This is a genomic window from Paenibacillus amylolyticus, from assembly GCF_051136285.1.
Taxonomy (GTDB): Bacteria; Bacillota; Bacilli; order Paenibacillales; family Paenibacillaceae; genus Paenibacillus; species Paenibacillus amylolyticus_F.
In genome coordinates this window covers 5,698,624-5,714,231 of sequence record NZ_CP194938.1, presented here as the reverse complement: position 1 = coordinate 5,714,231, position 15,608 = coordinate 5,698,624, and the positions used below count along the sequence as shown (strand labels likewise).

The window sequence follows — 15,608 nt, the reverse complement described above, 5'->3', positions numbered from 1 at the left end:
AATCGTTTCTAATATAGATAATACTTTCGTTCAATCCTTTATAGTCAATAACTTAAATACCGGAAATGATGGGATTTTGGATATAGGGGATATTGTAAATTTCCTAAACCTCTCCCCATCTTCTGCTGTCGCAAGTGATGTTAAAAATATGTTAATGGGGATCAACTCTCGTGCTTTCTCCAATCCGAGTAACCCTGATTCAAACCTTGCGCCTCTGATTGTCAGCTCACCTGTGCTGACCTTTGATCCGAATGAAAATAGGTTCTATCCGAATGTTTGGAACATCGCAGACTTTTTCCAAGATCCCAACCAGGATTCGCTTTCGTATGCGATTGTCCAACAGCCGGATGATCTGAGCGGGCTCAGTCTCAGCTTGAACTGGGGACAGGAACTGGCTTTTGGCGGCGTGCCAACCCTACCGACCTCCTTTACTGTACGGGCAACCGATCCGGGGGGATTGTACGCGGATCTCACCAGCACACTCCAGTTTGTCCCTGAACCTGTCTCTCATACGGTGGTGGATGCGACGGGTACACGGACTCAGGTGGATCTTAATACCTTTTTCCGAGATCGGGACAATGATCCGTTAACGTTTGAACTGTCTGGCACCAGCTATGCGGCGAATGCGTTCATCGAGGGGGGCCTGCTGACGTATAGTGGCACCATCCTTGCACCGGTTCGCATGGGAGTCACTGCTACCGATCCTCAAGGATGGTCTGCCTATAATGTAATAGAAATCCAAGGAGAAAATCTGGCACCTCTGACCGTCAGTTCACCTGTGCTGACCTTTGATCCGAATGAAAATAGGTTCTATCCGAGTTTCTGGAACATCTCAAACTTTTTCCAAGATCCCAACCAGGATTCGCTTTCGTATGCGATTGTCCAACAGCCGGATGATCTGAGCGGGCTCAGTCTCAGCTTGAACTGGGGACAGGAACTGGCTTTTGGCGGCGTGCCAACCCTACCGACCTCCTTTACTGTACGGGCGACCGATCCGGGGGGATTGTACGCGGATCTGACCAGCACACTCCAGTTTGTCCCTGAACCTGTCTCTCATACGGTGGTGGATGCGACGGGTACACGGACTCAGGTGGATCTTAATGCCTTTTTCCGAGATCGGGACAATGATCCGTTAACGTTTGAACTGTCTGGCACCAGCTATGCGGCGAATGCGTTCATTGAGGGGGGCCTGCTGACGTATAGTGGCACCATCCTTGCACCGGTTCGCATGGGAGTCACTGCTACCGATCCTCAAGGGTGGTCTGCTTATAATGTAATAGACATCCAAGGAGAAAATCTGGCACCTCTGACCGTCAGCTCACCTGTGCTGACCTTTGATCCGAATGAAAATAGGTTCTATCCGAATGTTTGGAACATCGCAGACTTTTTCCAAGATCCCAACCAGGATTCGCTTTCGTATGCGATTGTCCAACAGCCGGATGATCTGAGCGGGCTCAGTCTCAGCTTGAACTGGGGACAGGAACTGGCTTTTGGCGGCGTGCCAACCCTACCGACCTCCTTTACTGTACGGGCGACCGATCCGGGGGGATTGTACGCGGATCTGACCAGCACACTCCAGTTTGTCCCTGAACCTGTCTCTCATACGGTGGTGGATGCGACGGGTACACGGACTCAGGTGGATCTTAATGCCTTTTTCCGAGATCGGGACAATGATCCGTTAACGTTTGTTATTGATAGTATTATCAGTAGTGGTTCAATTAGCGCCTGGGTAGATGGCAACCTCCTTTCTGTATCAGGCATCATTAATTCCTCAGTAAGATTAAATATTAGAGCTACTGACAGTCATCATTCTAAGGTTAACAACACTGTGCACATTGAACTGAAAAGCAATTAAAATAGACAAACTTTAGACGGAAGGAATAGTTATGGATCCCAGACACAATCACATATCAGACCTAATATTAAAACATTTACATCATTCAGCTGAACTAGCAGCTAAAAAACACGTTCAGGAATTCCCATTAGATGGTCAGGGCTGGCTTTTACTTGGAGAATCACTTATGAAACAAGGTAAAGGAAGAACAGCTCAACTCCTGTTTGATCGTGCCTTGTTTCTTGATCCTAAAAGTCAGTGGATGCCATTCATGCGGAAAGAGTTACAAAAAGTACCCTGCAATGAAATTGTGAGTGACGAAATTAAATTACTTTTAAGTACACCAAAAGTCTCTGTTTCAGCTGCTCTTATTGTAAAGGATGAAGAACGAAGCATAGAACGGTGCATTCAAAGCATTCTGAACGCGGTTGATGAGGTCATTGTTATAGATTCTGGTTCAACCGATCAAACCTTATCGATTCTGCAAAAATATCCGCAAGTCCAAGTGTATCATGTGCAATGGAACGACAGCTTTGCGGAATTACGTAATGAAGCATTAAACCATGTTCGTTCAGAATGGGTGCTCTGGCTGGATGCAGATGAGTGGCTACATGAGGAAGATCGTGAACTCATTCGACTGGCAGCAGGAATTTATAGTTCTATGAAAACCTATGTTCCAGCACTCCAGCCCGCCATTATGAATTATGTAGGAAATAAATGTTTATCAGAGTACTCCGTTCCACGCCTTTTTCAAACCAATAAAGGTATTCATTTTAGTGGCAGGATTCATGAGCAGATCGCTACAGAAAAGGAAGGAATTTTCACCTCCAACATTCTGCATAAACCTGTCGGAATTCGCCTACATCATGATGGCTATGAACCCGAGATTAAATCTAAAAAAAACAAAATAGCACGTAATATCGAGCTATTAAGAAAAATGACAAAGGAAGAGCCGAGCAACCCAGGTTGGTGGTACTTCCTTGGACGTGAAACAATGAACACGAATGATAAACAATCTTCATTATTTTATTTCACAAAGGCCATTGAATTAGGGCAATTGAATTCACATTTTGGAAGAATTGCAGAAATTCAAGTGTTAATGGGTAAAATCTATACTGCTCAAGACAATCTTGAAGCTGCTGAAAAATGTTATTCTCAAGCCCTTTCAATACACCCAGATTATCCTGATGCACATTTCTTATTAGCAAATATAGCTGTCTCCAAAGCTCAAAAATTGCTAGAAGGAGCCTACTCACATGTGAATAGGGCTAACAATGGCTTTCACTCTTATCGCGGAACCATTGCTCCTGATCAAGACATTTATTTGTGGAGATCCGAGTTACTCCGCTCCGATATCCTTGTTTTGAATGGACATTTTGGCGAAGCAGTGACTATATTACAAGCTTTAAAGGAGAAATTCCCCAATATAGAGGTTGTAGAAAGAAAATTAACATTCATTAATGAACAGGTTCAACTTTTATCAAACAAATCTTAAGGATGATCAAATTAAAGAAAGAGTGATGTTACTTTGTTTAAACGGATTGGAACTTTAACGCTCTTGCTCGCCTTATTGACTTTTATATTAAGCTCTTTGATTGTTTCGGCAGCAACGCGAGACATCGAAAGTGCGCTTATCACAACGGTTCAAGGAGAAGTAACGGTAACGCGAGCTGGAGGCCTAAAACAAATACCTGCTTTTTCAAATATGAAACTCTATCAAGGTGATCGATTAATCACTGGAAATACTGGCGCAGTAACGTTTAGGGTAAGCAATCCAGAGTCAGAAAGATCTTTAGGGAAAAACTCTAACGCTGTCATCTCTAAATTAAAACACAACACTTTAGGAAATGAGTTTTCCATTAAATTATGGACAGGTTCAATTTGGAGTTCCGTATCCCACTTGGCCGATTCCGATACGGATTACGTTGAAACCCCTGGTTCCAAATTCCGTGTACGCGGAACCAACTTTCACGTTATGGTTCAATCAGATGGTACATTAACGGTATTCGTTGCCTCTGGCCTTGTTGCTGGGTCTGCAAGTGATATCAATGCTTCCAATGCTTCCTTTCTGGTTGCACCCGCGCAGCAGATCAGCTTTAATTCTGTTGCTCCACCGAAAAATATGCAGGATGCTATAACTGTAGCTGACGTTGCAAAGCTAACCCAACAAGTGGATCCTTTCATTCTAAAAGCGATGCTATTCAGTACCCCTGCTATCATCACAGAGAATAAAAAGCTTGAGAAGCAGCTTAACGATGATATGAATAAAAATATCTCTCCCTTGATTCAACGAGATGGAATTCAATCTGACATAACAATCAATAACAAAAAAGATCTCTCTAATTACTTAGATAATATGAATAGACTAATATCAAATATCGCTTCTGAATCTGTTCAACTTAACAAGATGAATGATAATCAAATGAACGTAATTCTTAATACGGTCAACCAACAGATTATAGATATTGAAAGAAAAGTAAGCTTACAGAACGTCAAGCCTCTTCATGCAATGGGAGGGATCAATCCAGAAGATTTTCAAAATAAGGAGACAGAAAGATTACGATTAGAATCATTACAAAAAGAAATTAAAAAGCTGCAACAGGTCTTAAAAGAAGAAGCCAAGGCTAGATTAGATTCTTCTTTGGAAACCCTTTTAGATAACAAACAAAAGATGGATTCAGTAAATAAATCGGTCTTAGCTCAGCTTCAAGGACGTGCTGAAAAAATCTACACGGCTCAATTATCGCCAGAGGAACTTAAAACCTTTGAAAAAAACAAACAGCAATTAGGAGTAAATCATTCAGAATCTGATCCTGCACCCGTTGTAACAGTTCCTGATTCTCCTGGCAATCCAGCTGGGAGACCTAGTACACCCAAAGTCACTTTGGTGCAGACCAAAACAGCACAAGGATTCGAATTATCTATTCGTTTAAAGGATTTCACGGGTTCCAATGCTATCTTTGGCACCGAGTTTCACTTTATTAGCGATACTGGCGTAGATGTGACTAATCCAGCGAACCGTTTTTTGAATAATTCCTATTTCAACTCTTCAAATAGTGTAGACATTATCAAAACATATGTTGGAAATATAGATAACACCTTAATTCAAAAAAAAGAAACGATATACGCTGCAACCCAATTTGGCTCCACATCAAACATTGCGATTTCGGACGGGATCTTAGCTACTATTCCTTTCTCCGTAAGTGGGGATGGAACATTTAAGCTATTCTATGTTAAGCTCGTGGACCATACAGGCAGGACTATTTTAGAATTGAATGATCCAAATACTGATTTGCCTCCTGCTTTTCATTTTACTAAATAAGAGGCAGTTCTTGCTAAACCCAAAATGGAGCACAAGGAGTTTTTATGACACTACTACACAAAATATTTCTCTCGCTCAATGCTATAATCATTATCTTTAGCTCGAGTATCGGTTCAGCTGCCAATGCTGCCCCATTATATAATGATAAAGGGAATATGATTGCAACCGTCTCAAGAATTGCTGGTAACGGGATGTATGGAGAACAGGAAGGGCCCGCCTTACATTCTTCCTTCAGACAACCGACAGGATTAGCTATTGGGGAAAAAGATCTGCTTTTTGTTTCAGACACGGGGAACCACAAAATCTTTAAACTCAGCAATGGTAATATCAATACTTACGCAGGCCCTTCATCTTCTTTACTCGTTGATACGGGAGGCCAGCCTATTGGAACCCTTCGTAACGGGAATAAATTAAACGCCATGTTCCAATCTCCTGCAGCTCTAGCTTACAGCACAGACAAGAGCTTGTATGTTGCAGATACCGCAAACAATGCAATCCGGAAAATATCTTTTACGGGTGAGGTTACTACAGTTGCAGGTAATGGCCGAATTGGTGCTACAGACGGAAAGGGAAAAGATGCCTTATTTAATCACCCTCAGGGGATTGCAGTTACCAAAGGCGGCATACTCTATGTATCTGATACGTTGAACCATATTATCCGTAAAATCATGCCAGACGGCACCACTACTACCATAACTGCGGCATCAAACCGGGTTGTCGAAATCCACCCTGGATTTGTATCACCAGCCGGTGATTACAGAAATAGTTCAATACAACAAGCTTTATTTAACGAACCCACCGGCCTTGCTTTAGACGAGAAAGAAAATCTATATGTCAGTGACTCTGGTAACCAACTCATTCGTTACATAGATTTTTCGACTAATGAAGTCACAACTGTAGCCGGGACGTTATATCTAAAGAGTAATTCAATCTATGAAAAACAGAAGTTATACGCAGCTGGTGGTTATACGGATGGAGCAGCACAAACGGCCGCCTTTCATGCTCCCAGAGGAATTGCCTTAGACAAGACGGGAGGTCTTCTTGTTGCTGATTCTCTAAATAATGTAATACGATATATTAAAAATGGGAAAGTGACTACAGTAGCAGGCAGCCAAACAGGTGAATCGGGTAACCAAAATGGTCCTGATCGAGTAGCACGGTTTAATTCCCCACAAGATGTAGCCGTTACATCTGAAGGAATCATCTACGTCGCAGATACAGGAAATAATATCATTAAAAGGATTTCACCCTATACACTACCCATCAATATGAATAAAACCAACCCTGGGATTAAAATTATTTTAGAGGATAAGCAGATCAAGTTCGATACTTCCCCTGAGATAAAATCAGGAAGAATTATGGTTCCTCTTCGTCAAATTGCGGAGGCTCTGCGCTTTAATACAACGTTCTCTTCAGACGGTACATCTATTCATTTAGAGAAAGGCAACCGTTCCGTACAACTTTTTCTCAATTCGAAGAAAGTCGTAACGAGTGAGGCAAACAAGGCATTACAAAACAAAGAACTTGATGCAGCACCCTATATGAAGAATAGTAGAACATACGTTTCTCTTCGGTTTATAGCAGAAGAACTCGGAATAGATGTCCAGTGGGTTCCAACTGCTGGAACTGCTATACTTCGGAACAATATAACTAATTAACACTAAATGACATAAGACTCCAAAGAGATCAAAAGTAAGCTTTTCTTAATCCCTTAGGAGTCTGTTATTTTATCTCTATTTCAGTTTGTTTTTTTCATTACTTTTGCTTATAAAACTCATGATATAGTTTCATCAACGCCCGCTTCTCAATTCGTGAAACGTAACTGCGTGAAATGCCAAGCTCCTTGGCAATCTCGCGCTGCGTGCGCTCTTCTCCGCCAGCTTCCAGGCCAAAGCGGCCAATAACCACTTCTTTTTCCCGATCATCCAAAATGTCGAGATTGCGATAAATTTTGCTTTTTTCAATTTTAAGCTGCACACGGTCTACCACATCATCGGCTTCGGTGCCGAGGATATCAATAAGTGTTATTTCATTTCCTTCTTTATCCGTACCAATGGGGTCATGCAGGGATACGTCTTTGCGTGTTTTTTTCAGGGAACGCAGATGCATTAAGATTTCGTTTTCAATACATCTCGCGGCAAATGTAGCCAGCTTTGTGCCTTTGCCTTGCTGAAAGCTTTCAATGGCTTTGATCAAACCAATCGTCCCAATGGAAATCAGGTCCTCCTGATCTTCGCCGGTATTATCAAACTTCTTGACGATATGCGCCACAAGACGCAGATTGTGTTCAATAAGCAGATTGCGCGAGTGGGCGTTGCCTTCAGCCATGAGACGCAGATGTTTGGCTTCGTCATCCTCAGCGAGCGGCTGAGGAAACGCATTATTTTTGACATACGAAACGAGTAACGTTAATTCTTTAATGAACAGAGCTATTGCGGTAAACAATCCGGGCACAGATGACACCTCCTGCAGTTTTACAACGATCTGGCCTGAGCACGTAAGGGAACAGGGTCGATCTATTGTATGTAGGCAGAGGCCTATAAGTGCAAGTACATGTAAATCTGCATCAAAATAAACGCTTCACACACTCACCGTAACGATCGAACCAACTCGTTCCAATAACAAAAACTCTTTTTCCACACTTTCAATAAAATATGTTCTTTCCCCAAACAGAACCACATCATGCTGCTCCAGCGGAACCTCGCTCTTGAAATAGATGACGTTATCCGTTTCCCGAAATGCTCCTTTATAATAAAACACCGTAATCGGTTCCTCCTTTTTCACGAAACTACCTATGTACATTTCATCTAATACTATACTATTTACCCTTCAGATCCCAATCTGCTTCACCGAAAAATACATAAAGCCTCAGGCGCTGTATAATACAAGCCTGAGGCTGATGCTCATCCGAACGCTCCCCCTTAACGCTACACTCCTATTAAAGAATAGTGGGATGGAACTTTCAGATGATTACTTTTGGATGGAAGCTGATGTACTATTTAAAAATGCGTTGCGCGAACTGATAAAGGCCACTGTTCCAAACCTTTGGCTCATGTCCACCTACATCCTGATACCAAGTATGTGGAACATTCATACTGCTGAGGCCATTTTTAAAGTTCTGGCTCACCCACAGCAGGCCATCACTTCCTCCACAGGAAATCCAGAGCAACTTCAGTTTGCTGGCTGCCTGTCCAGGATTTGTGATCAATTGGTTGACAGGCTTCGTATTCGGAGCTGCCGAGAAGGCACCTACATAAGCAAACGTATCCAAATTCTTCAACCCAAAGTTGAGAGATTGTCCGCCGCCCATGGACAGACCAGCAAGTGCACGATTGTTCTTATCCTTATACACGGGATAGGTTCTCTCAATGTGAGGAATGAGATCCTTGAGCAAATCTTGTTCGAACCGTTCAAACGCAGCCACCTTATCCGGTGCATAAATATCACCTACCGGGCGGTCATCCTTCATCGCACGGCCATTCGGCATAACCACGATCATCTGGGACAGTTTGCCTTCGGAATACAGGTTGTCCAGAATGTTCTTCGGTTTCATCGCATTAGCCCACTCGTACTCATCCCCGCCAATACCATGCAGGAGGTACAGAACGCTATACTTTTTATTAGGTGAATATCCAGGCGGCGTGTACACCATCGCTTTCCGGGCATTGCCAACCGTCGTCGAATTATAAGTAATGAGGTTCATATTACCATGCGGAATGTTATTGCGATAGCCATCATACCCGGGTGGTGCTGGTACAACCGGTGTTGCATTTAGAGTATTATTCGCCCCATTATTGGAAGCATTGGTAGATTCATATGCAGTATTCTGAGCAGAAAGTTCGCTGGATTCCGTAGCCAATGCCATCGTTGGAGCGATCATAGCAACAACCATAGAAAGACTTAAAAGAATAGAAATACGTTTCTTCATTCACTTTTCTCCTCTCAATTGGGTTAATGCAAGCAACACCTCTGTCACGAAAGCCCTTACAAATAAATCCACCACCTCCCTTCCGTCATAAATCACTACCGTTTACAACACATTCAAAATTGTAAATCCAACTCTACTTCTTTTTGACGTATTACTTATATAGTATATTTAAACTTATTTATCCATTTTTTGCAACTATATTCGACACTTCGAATCTACGAAATCCATCTTTATCTAACAGCAAAGAATTCAAGCTTCTATTTTCCTAACAAAATCACATCGAAAAAATGTAAATTACTGTTGTTAAATTGAATATTTTACCTTATTATAATCTCAAACAAGGAGGTGTCTATACTAAATCACAACATTTTCTCGCTTTTTTTCTTCTAGGCATTCATTTCATCAGGTCAGGCGGCATGATTTATCGTATTTCAAACTATCTATTTCTTGGGAGGGAAATGATTGTGAACAAACTTCGCTCGTCTATTCAAAAGACCTGGGCCTCATTTTTGGTTTTCACGTTATTACTGCCTTTGCTTGTCGGTCTATGGCCTACCAATGCCTACTCTGCTTCTAACAACGAGGGAAAACTATATATAACTGCCGACAATGAATTTTCACTTTTTGTAAACGGTAAACAGGCAGGTAAAGGGGATGACTGGACCAAGGCTTATACATTCCCGGTTCCTATTCAACCAGGCACCAATGTCATCGCGGTTCATGCAAAAGATCTGGGTTCGTATGCCGGACTTCTGGCAGATCTCAGTTATGCAGATGAGAATCTGGTTACCGACTTCAACTGGAAAGTATCTGAACGATACGTTGAGGGCTGGGAACAGTTAAGGTTTGATGACACATCTTGGGCACGTGCTTCAGACTTTGGGCGATATGGAATTGATCCGTGGAAACAAATCGAAGGGATGCCGGAGGATACCAGTGCACGGTGGATCTGGGCAGGTAAAACAAACGTCAATGCTCCGATCACGGAAGCCTATTTCCGCATTACCTTTACGATTTCGGAAGACGGTCTGGGTGTCAGTAATCCCATTACATCCTCCGGCCAGTTTGAACAGGTGGATTATCAATTAAAGCCAACACAACCTATGCCTTCTTCCATAGGGAAGAAACTGCCTTTAGTGAATTCCGTCTTCGAGACAGTGGAAGATAAAGGATCTATTGAGCTGACTTCCCGGGAAGCTGCGCAGCTCGGCAGCCAGCTTTCACCTGGTCAGATTTTTCTGGATGAGTCCTCTGCCCGGGCAATCAAAGTCGCGAGCACCGGCAAAAGTAAAGATGGTATAGTGGTGGATTACACCACGCCTGGTGTGGATGAACTGTTCAATTATTATGATATCCCTGAGCAGGAAGTTTCTCTGGAAGAACGAAATATTGTCATGCCTGATCTGGACATGGTACTCGAAAGCAACGAACGCCCTGGAGCATCCTCTCTATCAGATGAGCAGACAAATCCGGATCAAGAGATCAAACATTTCAACATTGACAACACAATTCAGCAAGACGATGCACGCGCAAATTCAGATCTTCTTGCCGATGAAGCCTTCACAGCCATCGATCCTATCGGTCTGAGTGACGTAACATTCGATCAGAATGGCGAAACTACGATCAATCAGGTTGACGAAACTTCGATTCATCAAAGTGACGAGGCCTCCACAGGCTTGAATAAAGCGGATTCCGCAGATATCACTGAGGCAAAAGCCTTAGATATGAATGAGCTCATTCGCACCGCTGGAGCAGGTGATTTTGCCACTTGTAAAAAATCCGGTAACGAGTTTGTGTGTGATTTCAAAAAAGTACTTGTAAATCAACAAAATGCAAACGGTAACAAGGTTTTTGTTGAAGCAGGCGGTAAACTTACATTGATCGCACCCAAAGTAACGGGAAAATACGGTTTCTGGGGAAAATACGATCTGAAATTTACAGCAGGTGAGAAAGCAAACGTCTACATTAAAGGCGACGCCAAATTCAAAAAAGAAGTTAAAGTACCTATCGTGGGCTTTAACATCGGTGCAGGCAGTCTGGGTTCCGTATCCGTTGGTGTTTTCCTGGTCATCGGTATTGATGGCAATGTCACATTTGAATTCCAGGTGGATCAGGGGTATACCGTTACTCTGGGTGTCAAAGGTAAAACACGTGCCTATATTCCTGTAAAAATTCAGCCTTACAGCAGTGTGAATCGTTATCTTACCGTCACTCATAAAATTGAAGGGCAAATTACGGCTTGGGCAGGAGCCAAAGCCGAAGTAAGTTTGAAAATTGCAGGCAAAAAAATACTAGAGGTCAGTGTGTTTGCAGGCATTGAGGCCACAGGGAAATGGACAAGCAGCAACAGTGTGCCGAGTGCTATGTCCCTGACCATCGATGCTCTCGTGAAAGGAGAAGGAGCTGTATTTAATAAATCCTTCAAGCTCTTCGAGCTACGCTGGAATCTCGTAAGGCTCGTGAAAAACCCTACGAATCCGGGAACTGGACAGAACCTGGCGAGAAATGCCACCGTAACCGCATCCTCTACCTATCCAGGGTACTCAACAGCCCGAATCAATGACGGCGACCGAAACACGGCACTCGGGGACAGCTATAGCTGGGCAAATAATCGTAATTCCTCATTGCCGCAATATGTCGTCCTTGATCTGCCTGCATCCAGTTCCATCCAGCGGATCGATCTCTATACAACCAATGGTTATGTACTGGCCAACTACGACCTGCAATACTGGAATGGTTCAAACTGGGTAAACCTGGTTCAAGTCACAGGCAATCAGGAGACAACACGATCACATACCTTTACAGCGGTAAACACCTCCAAGGTACGTGTCGTTGCAAGTCGAGGACCTTCTCATCAGCCAACCTATGTTCGAATTAACGAGCTTGAAATCTACTAAAATGCAGAGCAAAAAAACCTCAGTTTCTTGTTTTTAACAAGAGGCTGAGATTTTTGCTTTTGCTAATTTACAAACCACTTACAATTTAGTGCACGGATACGGGATGGATGACATCAGGTGCACCTTCGGGCGAAGTCTTATCGTGCATGAACAAGCTGAGTAACAGTCCTAGCAACCCAAGCGCAGCAATCACTGCGGCATAGATCGGCACCGAGATCAATCCCGTATGCGTAATGGCAAATCCGCCAAGATATGCTCCGGCCGCATTCCCCAGATTAAACGCAGAGTGACTGGATGTCGTCGCCAGCAGAGGAGCTTCACGCGTCATATTCATAATACGTAGCTGAAGTCCCGGCATAATGCCAAAGGCTGCAACTCCCCAGAAGAATATCGTAATTACCGCCAAAACCGGATTGTGCAGCGTCAGTGTTAATGCAGCAATCAATACTGCAAGAACGCCAAAGTTCACAATAAGCGAAGGCATGAGCTTCCAGTCCGCCAGACGTCCGCCTAACATATTGCCGAGTGTAACACCGAAGCCAAACAGTACCAGAATCCAGGTTACACTTTTCTCTGCAAAACCACTAATATCCACCAACATGGGTGTAATGTAGGTAAAAACAGCGAATAGACTACCGCATCCCATCGCTCCGATGAGCAGCACCAGCAATACCTGTGGGCGGATCAAATTGCGGAACTGTTGTCCCAAGTTAGCTGGTGTGCCTTGCGGAATGACCGGGATAAAACGAATAATACCGAGCAGAGAAATAATACCCAAAATAGTAATCGCGCCAAAAGAGGAACGCCAACCGAGCTGCTGACCGATAAACGTACCAAACGGTACACCGATAATATTGGCAATAGTCAGTCCCGCCAGCACGACCGACACTGCGCCAGCCCTTCGATCTGGTGTGACAAGCTTGGTAGCCATGATTGAACCTACACCGAGGAACGTGCCATGAGCAAATGCCGTCAGAATACGTGCCGAGATGAGTAGCCCGTACGTAGGCGCAATGACAGACAACGCGTTACCCATGATGAAGATGCACATCAATAGTACCAAAAGTTTTTTCTGCGGAATCTTGTGCGTAAATACGGTTAGGATTGGTGCCCCTACGGCTACACCCAGCGCATATCCCGTAATTAATTGTCCCGCCTGTGGAATGCTCACATTCAAGTCCGTTGCCACATTAGGCAACAAACCCATAATAATGAATTCAGTCATGCCAATGGCAAATGCCCCAATCGTCAAACATAACAACGATATAGGAAATGGTTTTCTTTTCCCGGACGCCGAGGTCTGTGACATACTCCTCGATTGTGCAGATTCCCCCCGTTCATCTGTTGAACGGTCTAGTGAATGTTCTGTCTTACTCATGATGTTTTCTCTTCTCCTGTCCTTCATATGTCTGTTGTTTTACGCTAAGTCTCATCTCTAGCTTTAAGACTGAGAAAACTCCCTAGTTCTTCTGCGCAGTATTCCCCTCCGCTTTCACCCATAACGCCTCATTTAATCGGTCAAAAGTATCTCTCATCGCCAGCTTGTCCTGCCAATGGGAAGGAATACCACTTCGTCCGTAATACGCACCCGCAATCTGTCCATAGATCGCACCGGTTGTATCCGCATCATCTCCCAGATTAACCGCCAGCAGCGCCCCTTCCTGGAAACTGGATGATTTGGTGAATGCCCATAGCGCAGCTTCAATTGATCGAACTACATAACCACTGCCTTGAATCTCAGGCGGCTCTTTACGCTGATATGACCCCATAACCACTTCTTCGATCGCAGGTGAAAAAGGGATTCCTTTCTCCGTCCGCCAGCGCTTTAACGTATCTGGAGATAACATCGTAGCCTTGTCCGCTCCGTGGAATCCTGCCACAAGAACGGCTGCCAGCACTTCGCAAGCCTCTACACTTTCCGTCGCTGCATGTGTTGTCCGTGAACTAAGCCCTGCGTAACGAACGGCTGCCTCCGGTTGAGATGCATAAGCCATGGCAACTGGAGCGAGTCTCATAATGGAGCCATTGCCTGCTGTCATGGGGTCAGTTGATCCACTGTAGGCTTCACCGGTTCGCGCAAATCGTTCCAATGCACTTCGCGTAGCCCCCCCAATATCAAAACAGTTCCCCGTACTGCTCATGTAACCTACTCTGTACCAGTTCGTATACCTGCGCATCTGATCATCCGGATCAAAACTTGGCTGACGCACCAGACTCTCTGCCAGACAGAGCGCCATGGATGTATCGTCTGTCCATTCTCCTGCTTTTAATCCAAACACACCCCCGCCTACCATATCCGTAACAGGCTCAAAGGTGCCGGGACTGCTGAATTCAACCGTTGTTCCCAGCGCATCACCCACTGCAAGCCCCATCAAAGAACCCTCAAAACGATCTCTTTGCAGCATGTTCATTGAACCTCCTCCTCTACTCGTCATTCTCGCAGACTCATTCTTTCATTTTCCCACATGCACTAATCCGGCGTAAAGGGAATTCAATAAAATCAATCCATACACTCCCTCCATGATAAACATGTCAAAAGCTGTTGAATGGTCAAATCCGATTCATTTTCATAAACATATTTTATTTTTTTCATGCTGAAAAAACAGTTTATCCAGTACACCGCTTACATGCAAAGTGCTTAAGGGTTTGTAAGGTTCTTTTTTTCTGAAAACAAGTCAATTTTATGAAAATTTTCAATGTAAATAAACGTAACATACTTGACCCTATTCTTCGTCCTGTGGTACGGTTTTATTAGATTAACGCATATTTTTTCCCAATTTAATATTCATTCTACATCAATCGCGTTAGATAATATTCCGCGAGTTAATGAATATAACGGGATATTGATTTGCAGAAAATTTGCGAAAGAGATGTTTTTTTCACAAACCTAAAACAAATTCTGAAAAAACAGGAGGAACAACTGTATGATTAAAGCACTGATTTTTGATTTTGATGGAACAATTATTGATACGGAGACAGCATGGTATATTGCCTTTCGTGATGCGTACAAAAAACATGGTGTTGATCTGACACTTGAAATGTATTCCAAGTGCATTGGCACCAGTCTCAAAACCTTCAATCCGTACGAGTACCTCATCACAGATTTGAATCTTCCGATTGATCGGGATGTGTTCAGGGAATCGGTTCAATTGCAGCATGCGGCATTGATGAACAAAGAAAAGGTTCGCCCAGGAATACAGGAATACCTGGAACAAGCGAGGAAAGCTGATATAAAGCTTGCTGTAGCTTCCAGCTCCAAACGTGAATGGGTAGAACAGCACCTGGAGCAGCTTAAATTAAAAGACTACTTCGAAGTGATCCGCACAGCAGATGATGTTGCGAATGTGAAGCCCGATCCCGAACTATACACTCAAGCACTGGAAGCCCTTGGAGTAACTGCAGACGAAGCCGTAGCCATTGAGGATTCACCTAACGGCGCGCGTGCAGCTGCTGCTGCTGGTATGCATTGCGTTGTCATCTCGAATACCATCACGGGAACATTGGAATTCGATATGCCACACCAAAGGTTATCCTGTCTGACCGACCTCGAATTTAACGATTTGATCTCGAAGCCACTCGTCACTACCACCTAAGGTCTGAACGAATTTCGTCATCCAATCTTAAAGG

At 43.7% G+C, this 15,608-nt stretch carries 11 protein-coding genes; 6 read left to right on the top strand and 5 right to left on the bottom strand.

What is annotated here, in order from left to right:
* The first annotated feature begins 148 nt into the window (after nt 1-148).
* The 4 genes from ACR8BL_RS24800 to ACR8BL_RS24785 are packed head-to-tail and all read left to right on the top strand — an operon-like array spanning nt 149 to nt 6,814.
* A complete protein-coding gene (locus tag ACR8BL_RS24800) occupies nt 149-1,855 on the top strand; it encodes a hypothetical protein (RefSeq protein WP_434756467.1) in 1,707 nt (568 codons plus the stop codon).
* A 31-nt stretch (nt 1,856-1,886) separates the two neighbouring features.
* Nucleotides 1,887-3,329: a glycosyltransferase gene (locus ACR8BL_RS24795; protein WP_434750006.1), complete on the top strand. Its 1,443-nt coding sequence runs from the start codon at nt 1,887-1,889 to the stop codon at nt 3,327-3,329.
* A 33-nt stretch (nt 3,330-3,362) separates the two neighbouring features.
* Nucleotides 3,363-5,156 carry a FecR domain-containing protein gene (locus ACR8BL_RS24790; protein WP_434750005.1) on the top strand — a complete coding sequence of 598 codons (1,794 nt, stop codon included), beginning with the start codon at nt 3,363-3,365 and terminating at the stop codon, nt 5,154-5,156.
* A gap of 44 nt (nt 5,157-5,200) precedes the next feature.
* The gene (locus tag ACR8BL_RS24785) at nt 5,201-6,814 is read left to right on the top strand and encodes a stalk domain-containing protein (RefSeq protein ID WP_434750004.1); all 1,614 of its coding nucleotides are present in this window, start codon (nt 5,201-5,203) and stop codon (nt 6,812-6,814) included.
* Between the two features lie 97 nt (nt 6,815-6,911).
* On the opposite strand, the gene sigK is transcribed toward ACR8BL_RS24785, so the two are convergent.
* The 3 genes from sigK to ACR8BL_RS24770 all read right to left on the bottom strand — a co-directional run bounded on the left by sigK (nt 6,912) and on the right by ACR8BL_RS24770 (nt 8,859).
* A complete protein-coding gene (gene sigK / locus ACR8BL_RS24780) occupies nt 6,912-7,610 on the bottom strand; it encodes an RNA polymerase sporulation sigma factor SigK (protein ID WP_090915017.1) in 699 nt (232 codons plus the stop codon).
* Nucleotides 7,611-7,736: 126 nt separating this feature from the next.
* Nucleotides 7,737-7,916, bottom strand: a complete 180-nt coding sequence (locus ACR8BL_RS24775; RefSeq protein WP_434750003.1) for a hypothetical protein — start codon at nt 7,914-7,916, stop codon at nt 7,737-7,739.
* Nucleotides 7,917-8,151: 235 nt separating this feature from the next.
* Nucleotides 8,152-8,859, bottom strand: coding sequence for an alpha/beta hydrolase (locus ACR8BL_RS24770; protein WP_434753240.1), 708 nt, complete (start codon nt 8,857-8,859; stop codon nt 8,152-8,154).
* Nucleotides 8,860-9,548: 689 nt separating this feature from the next.
* Between ACR8BL_RS24770 and ACR8BL_RS24765 the strand changes: the two genes are divergently transcribed.
* Nucleotides 9,549-11,981, top strand: coding sequence for a galactose-binding domain-containing protein (locus ACR8BL_RS24765; protein WP_434750002.1), 2,433 nt, complete (start codon nt 9,549-9,551; stop codon nt 11,979-11,981).
* Between the two features lie 85 nt (nt 11,982-12,066).
* Here the strand turns inward: ACR8BL_RS24765 and ACR8BL_RS24760 are convergent, their stop codons facing one another.
* Nucleotides 12,067-13,290 (bottom strand): MFS transporter, encoded by a 1,224-nt coding sequence (locus ACR8BL_RS24760; RefSeq protein WP_434753239.1) that lies wholly within the window; start codon nt 13,288-13,290, stop codon nt 12,067-12,069.
* 151 nt (nt 13,291-13,441) lie between these two features.
* Complete coding sequence (locus ACR8BL_RS24755) at nt 13,442-14,386, bottom strand: ADP-ribosylglycohydrolase family protein (RefSeq protein WP_434753238.1); 945 nt, start codon at nt 14,384-14,386, stop codon at nt 13,442-13,444.
* 519 nt (nt 14,387-14,905) lie between these two features.
* On the opposite strand from ACR8BL_RS24755, the gene ACR8BL_RS24750 reads away from it, so the two are divergent.
* On the top strand, nt 14,906-15,574 hold the full coding sequence (locus tag ACR8BL_RS24750; RefSeq protein ID WP_434750001.1) for an HAD family hydrolase: 669 nt from the start codon (nt 14,906-14,908) through the stop codon (nt 15,572-15,574).
* The last annotated feature ends 34 nt before the right edge of the window (nt 15,575-15,608 follow it).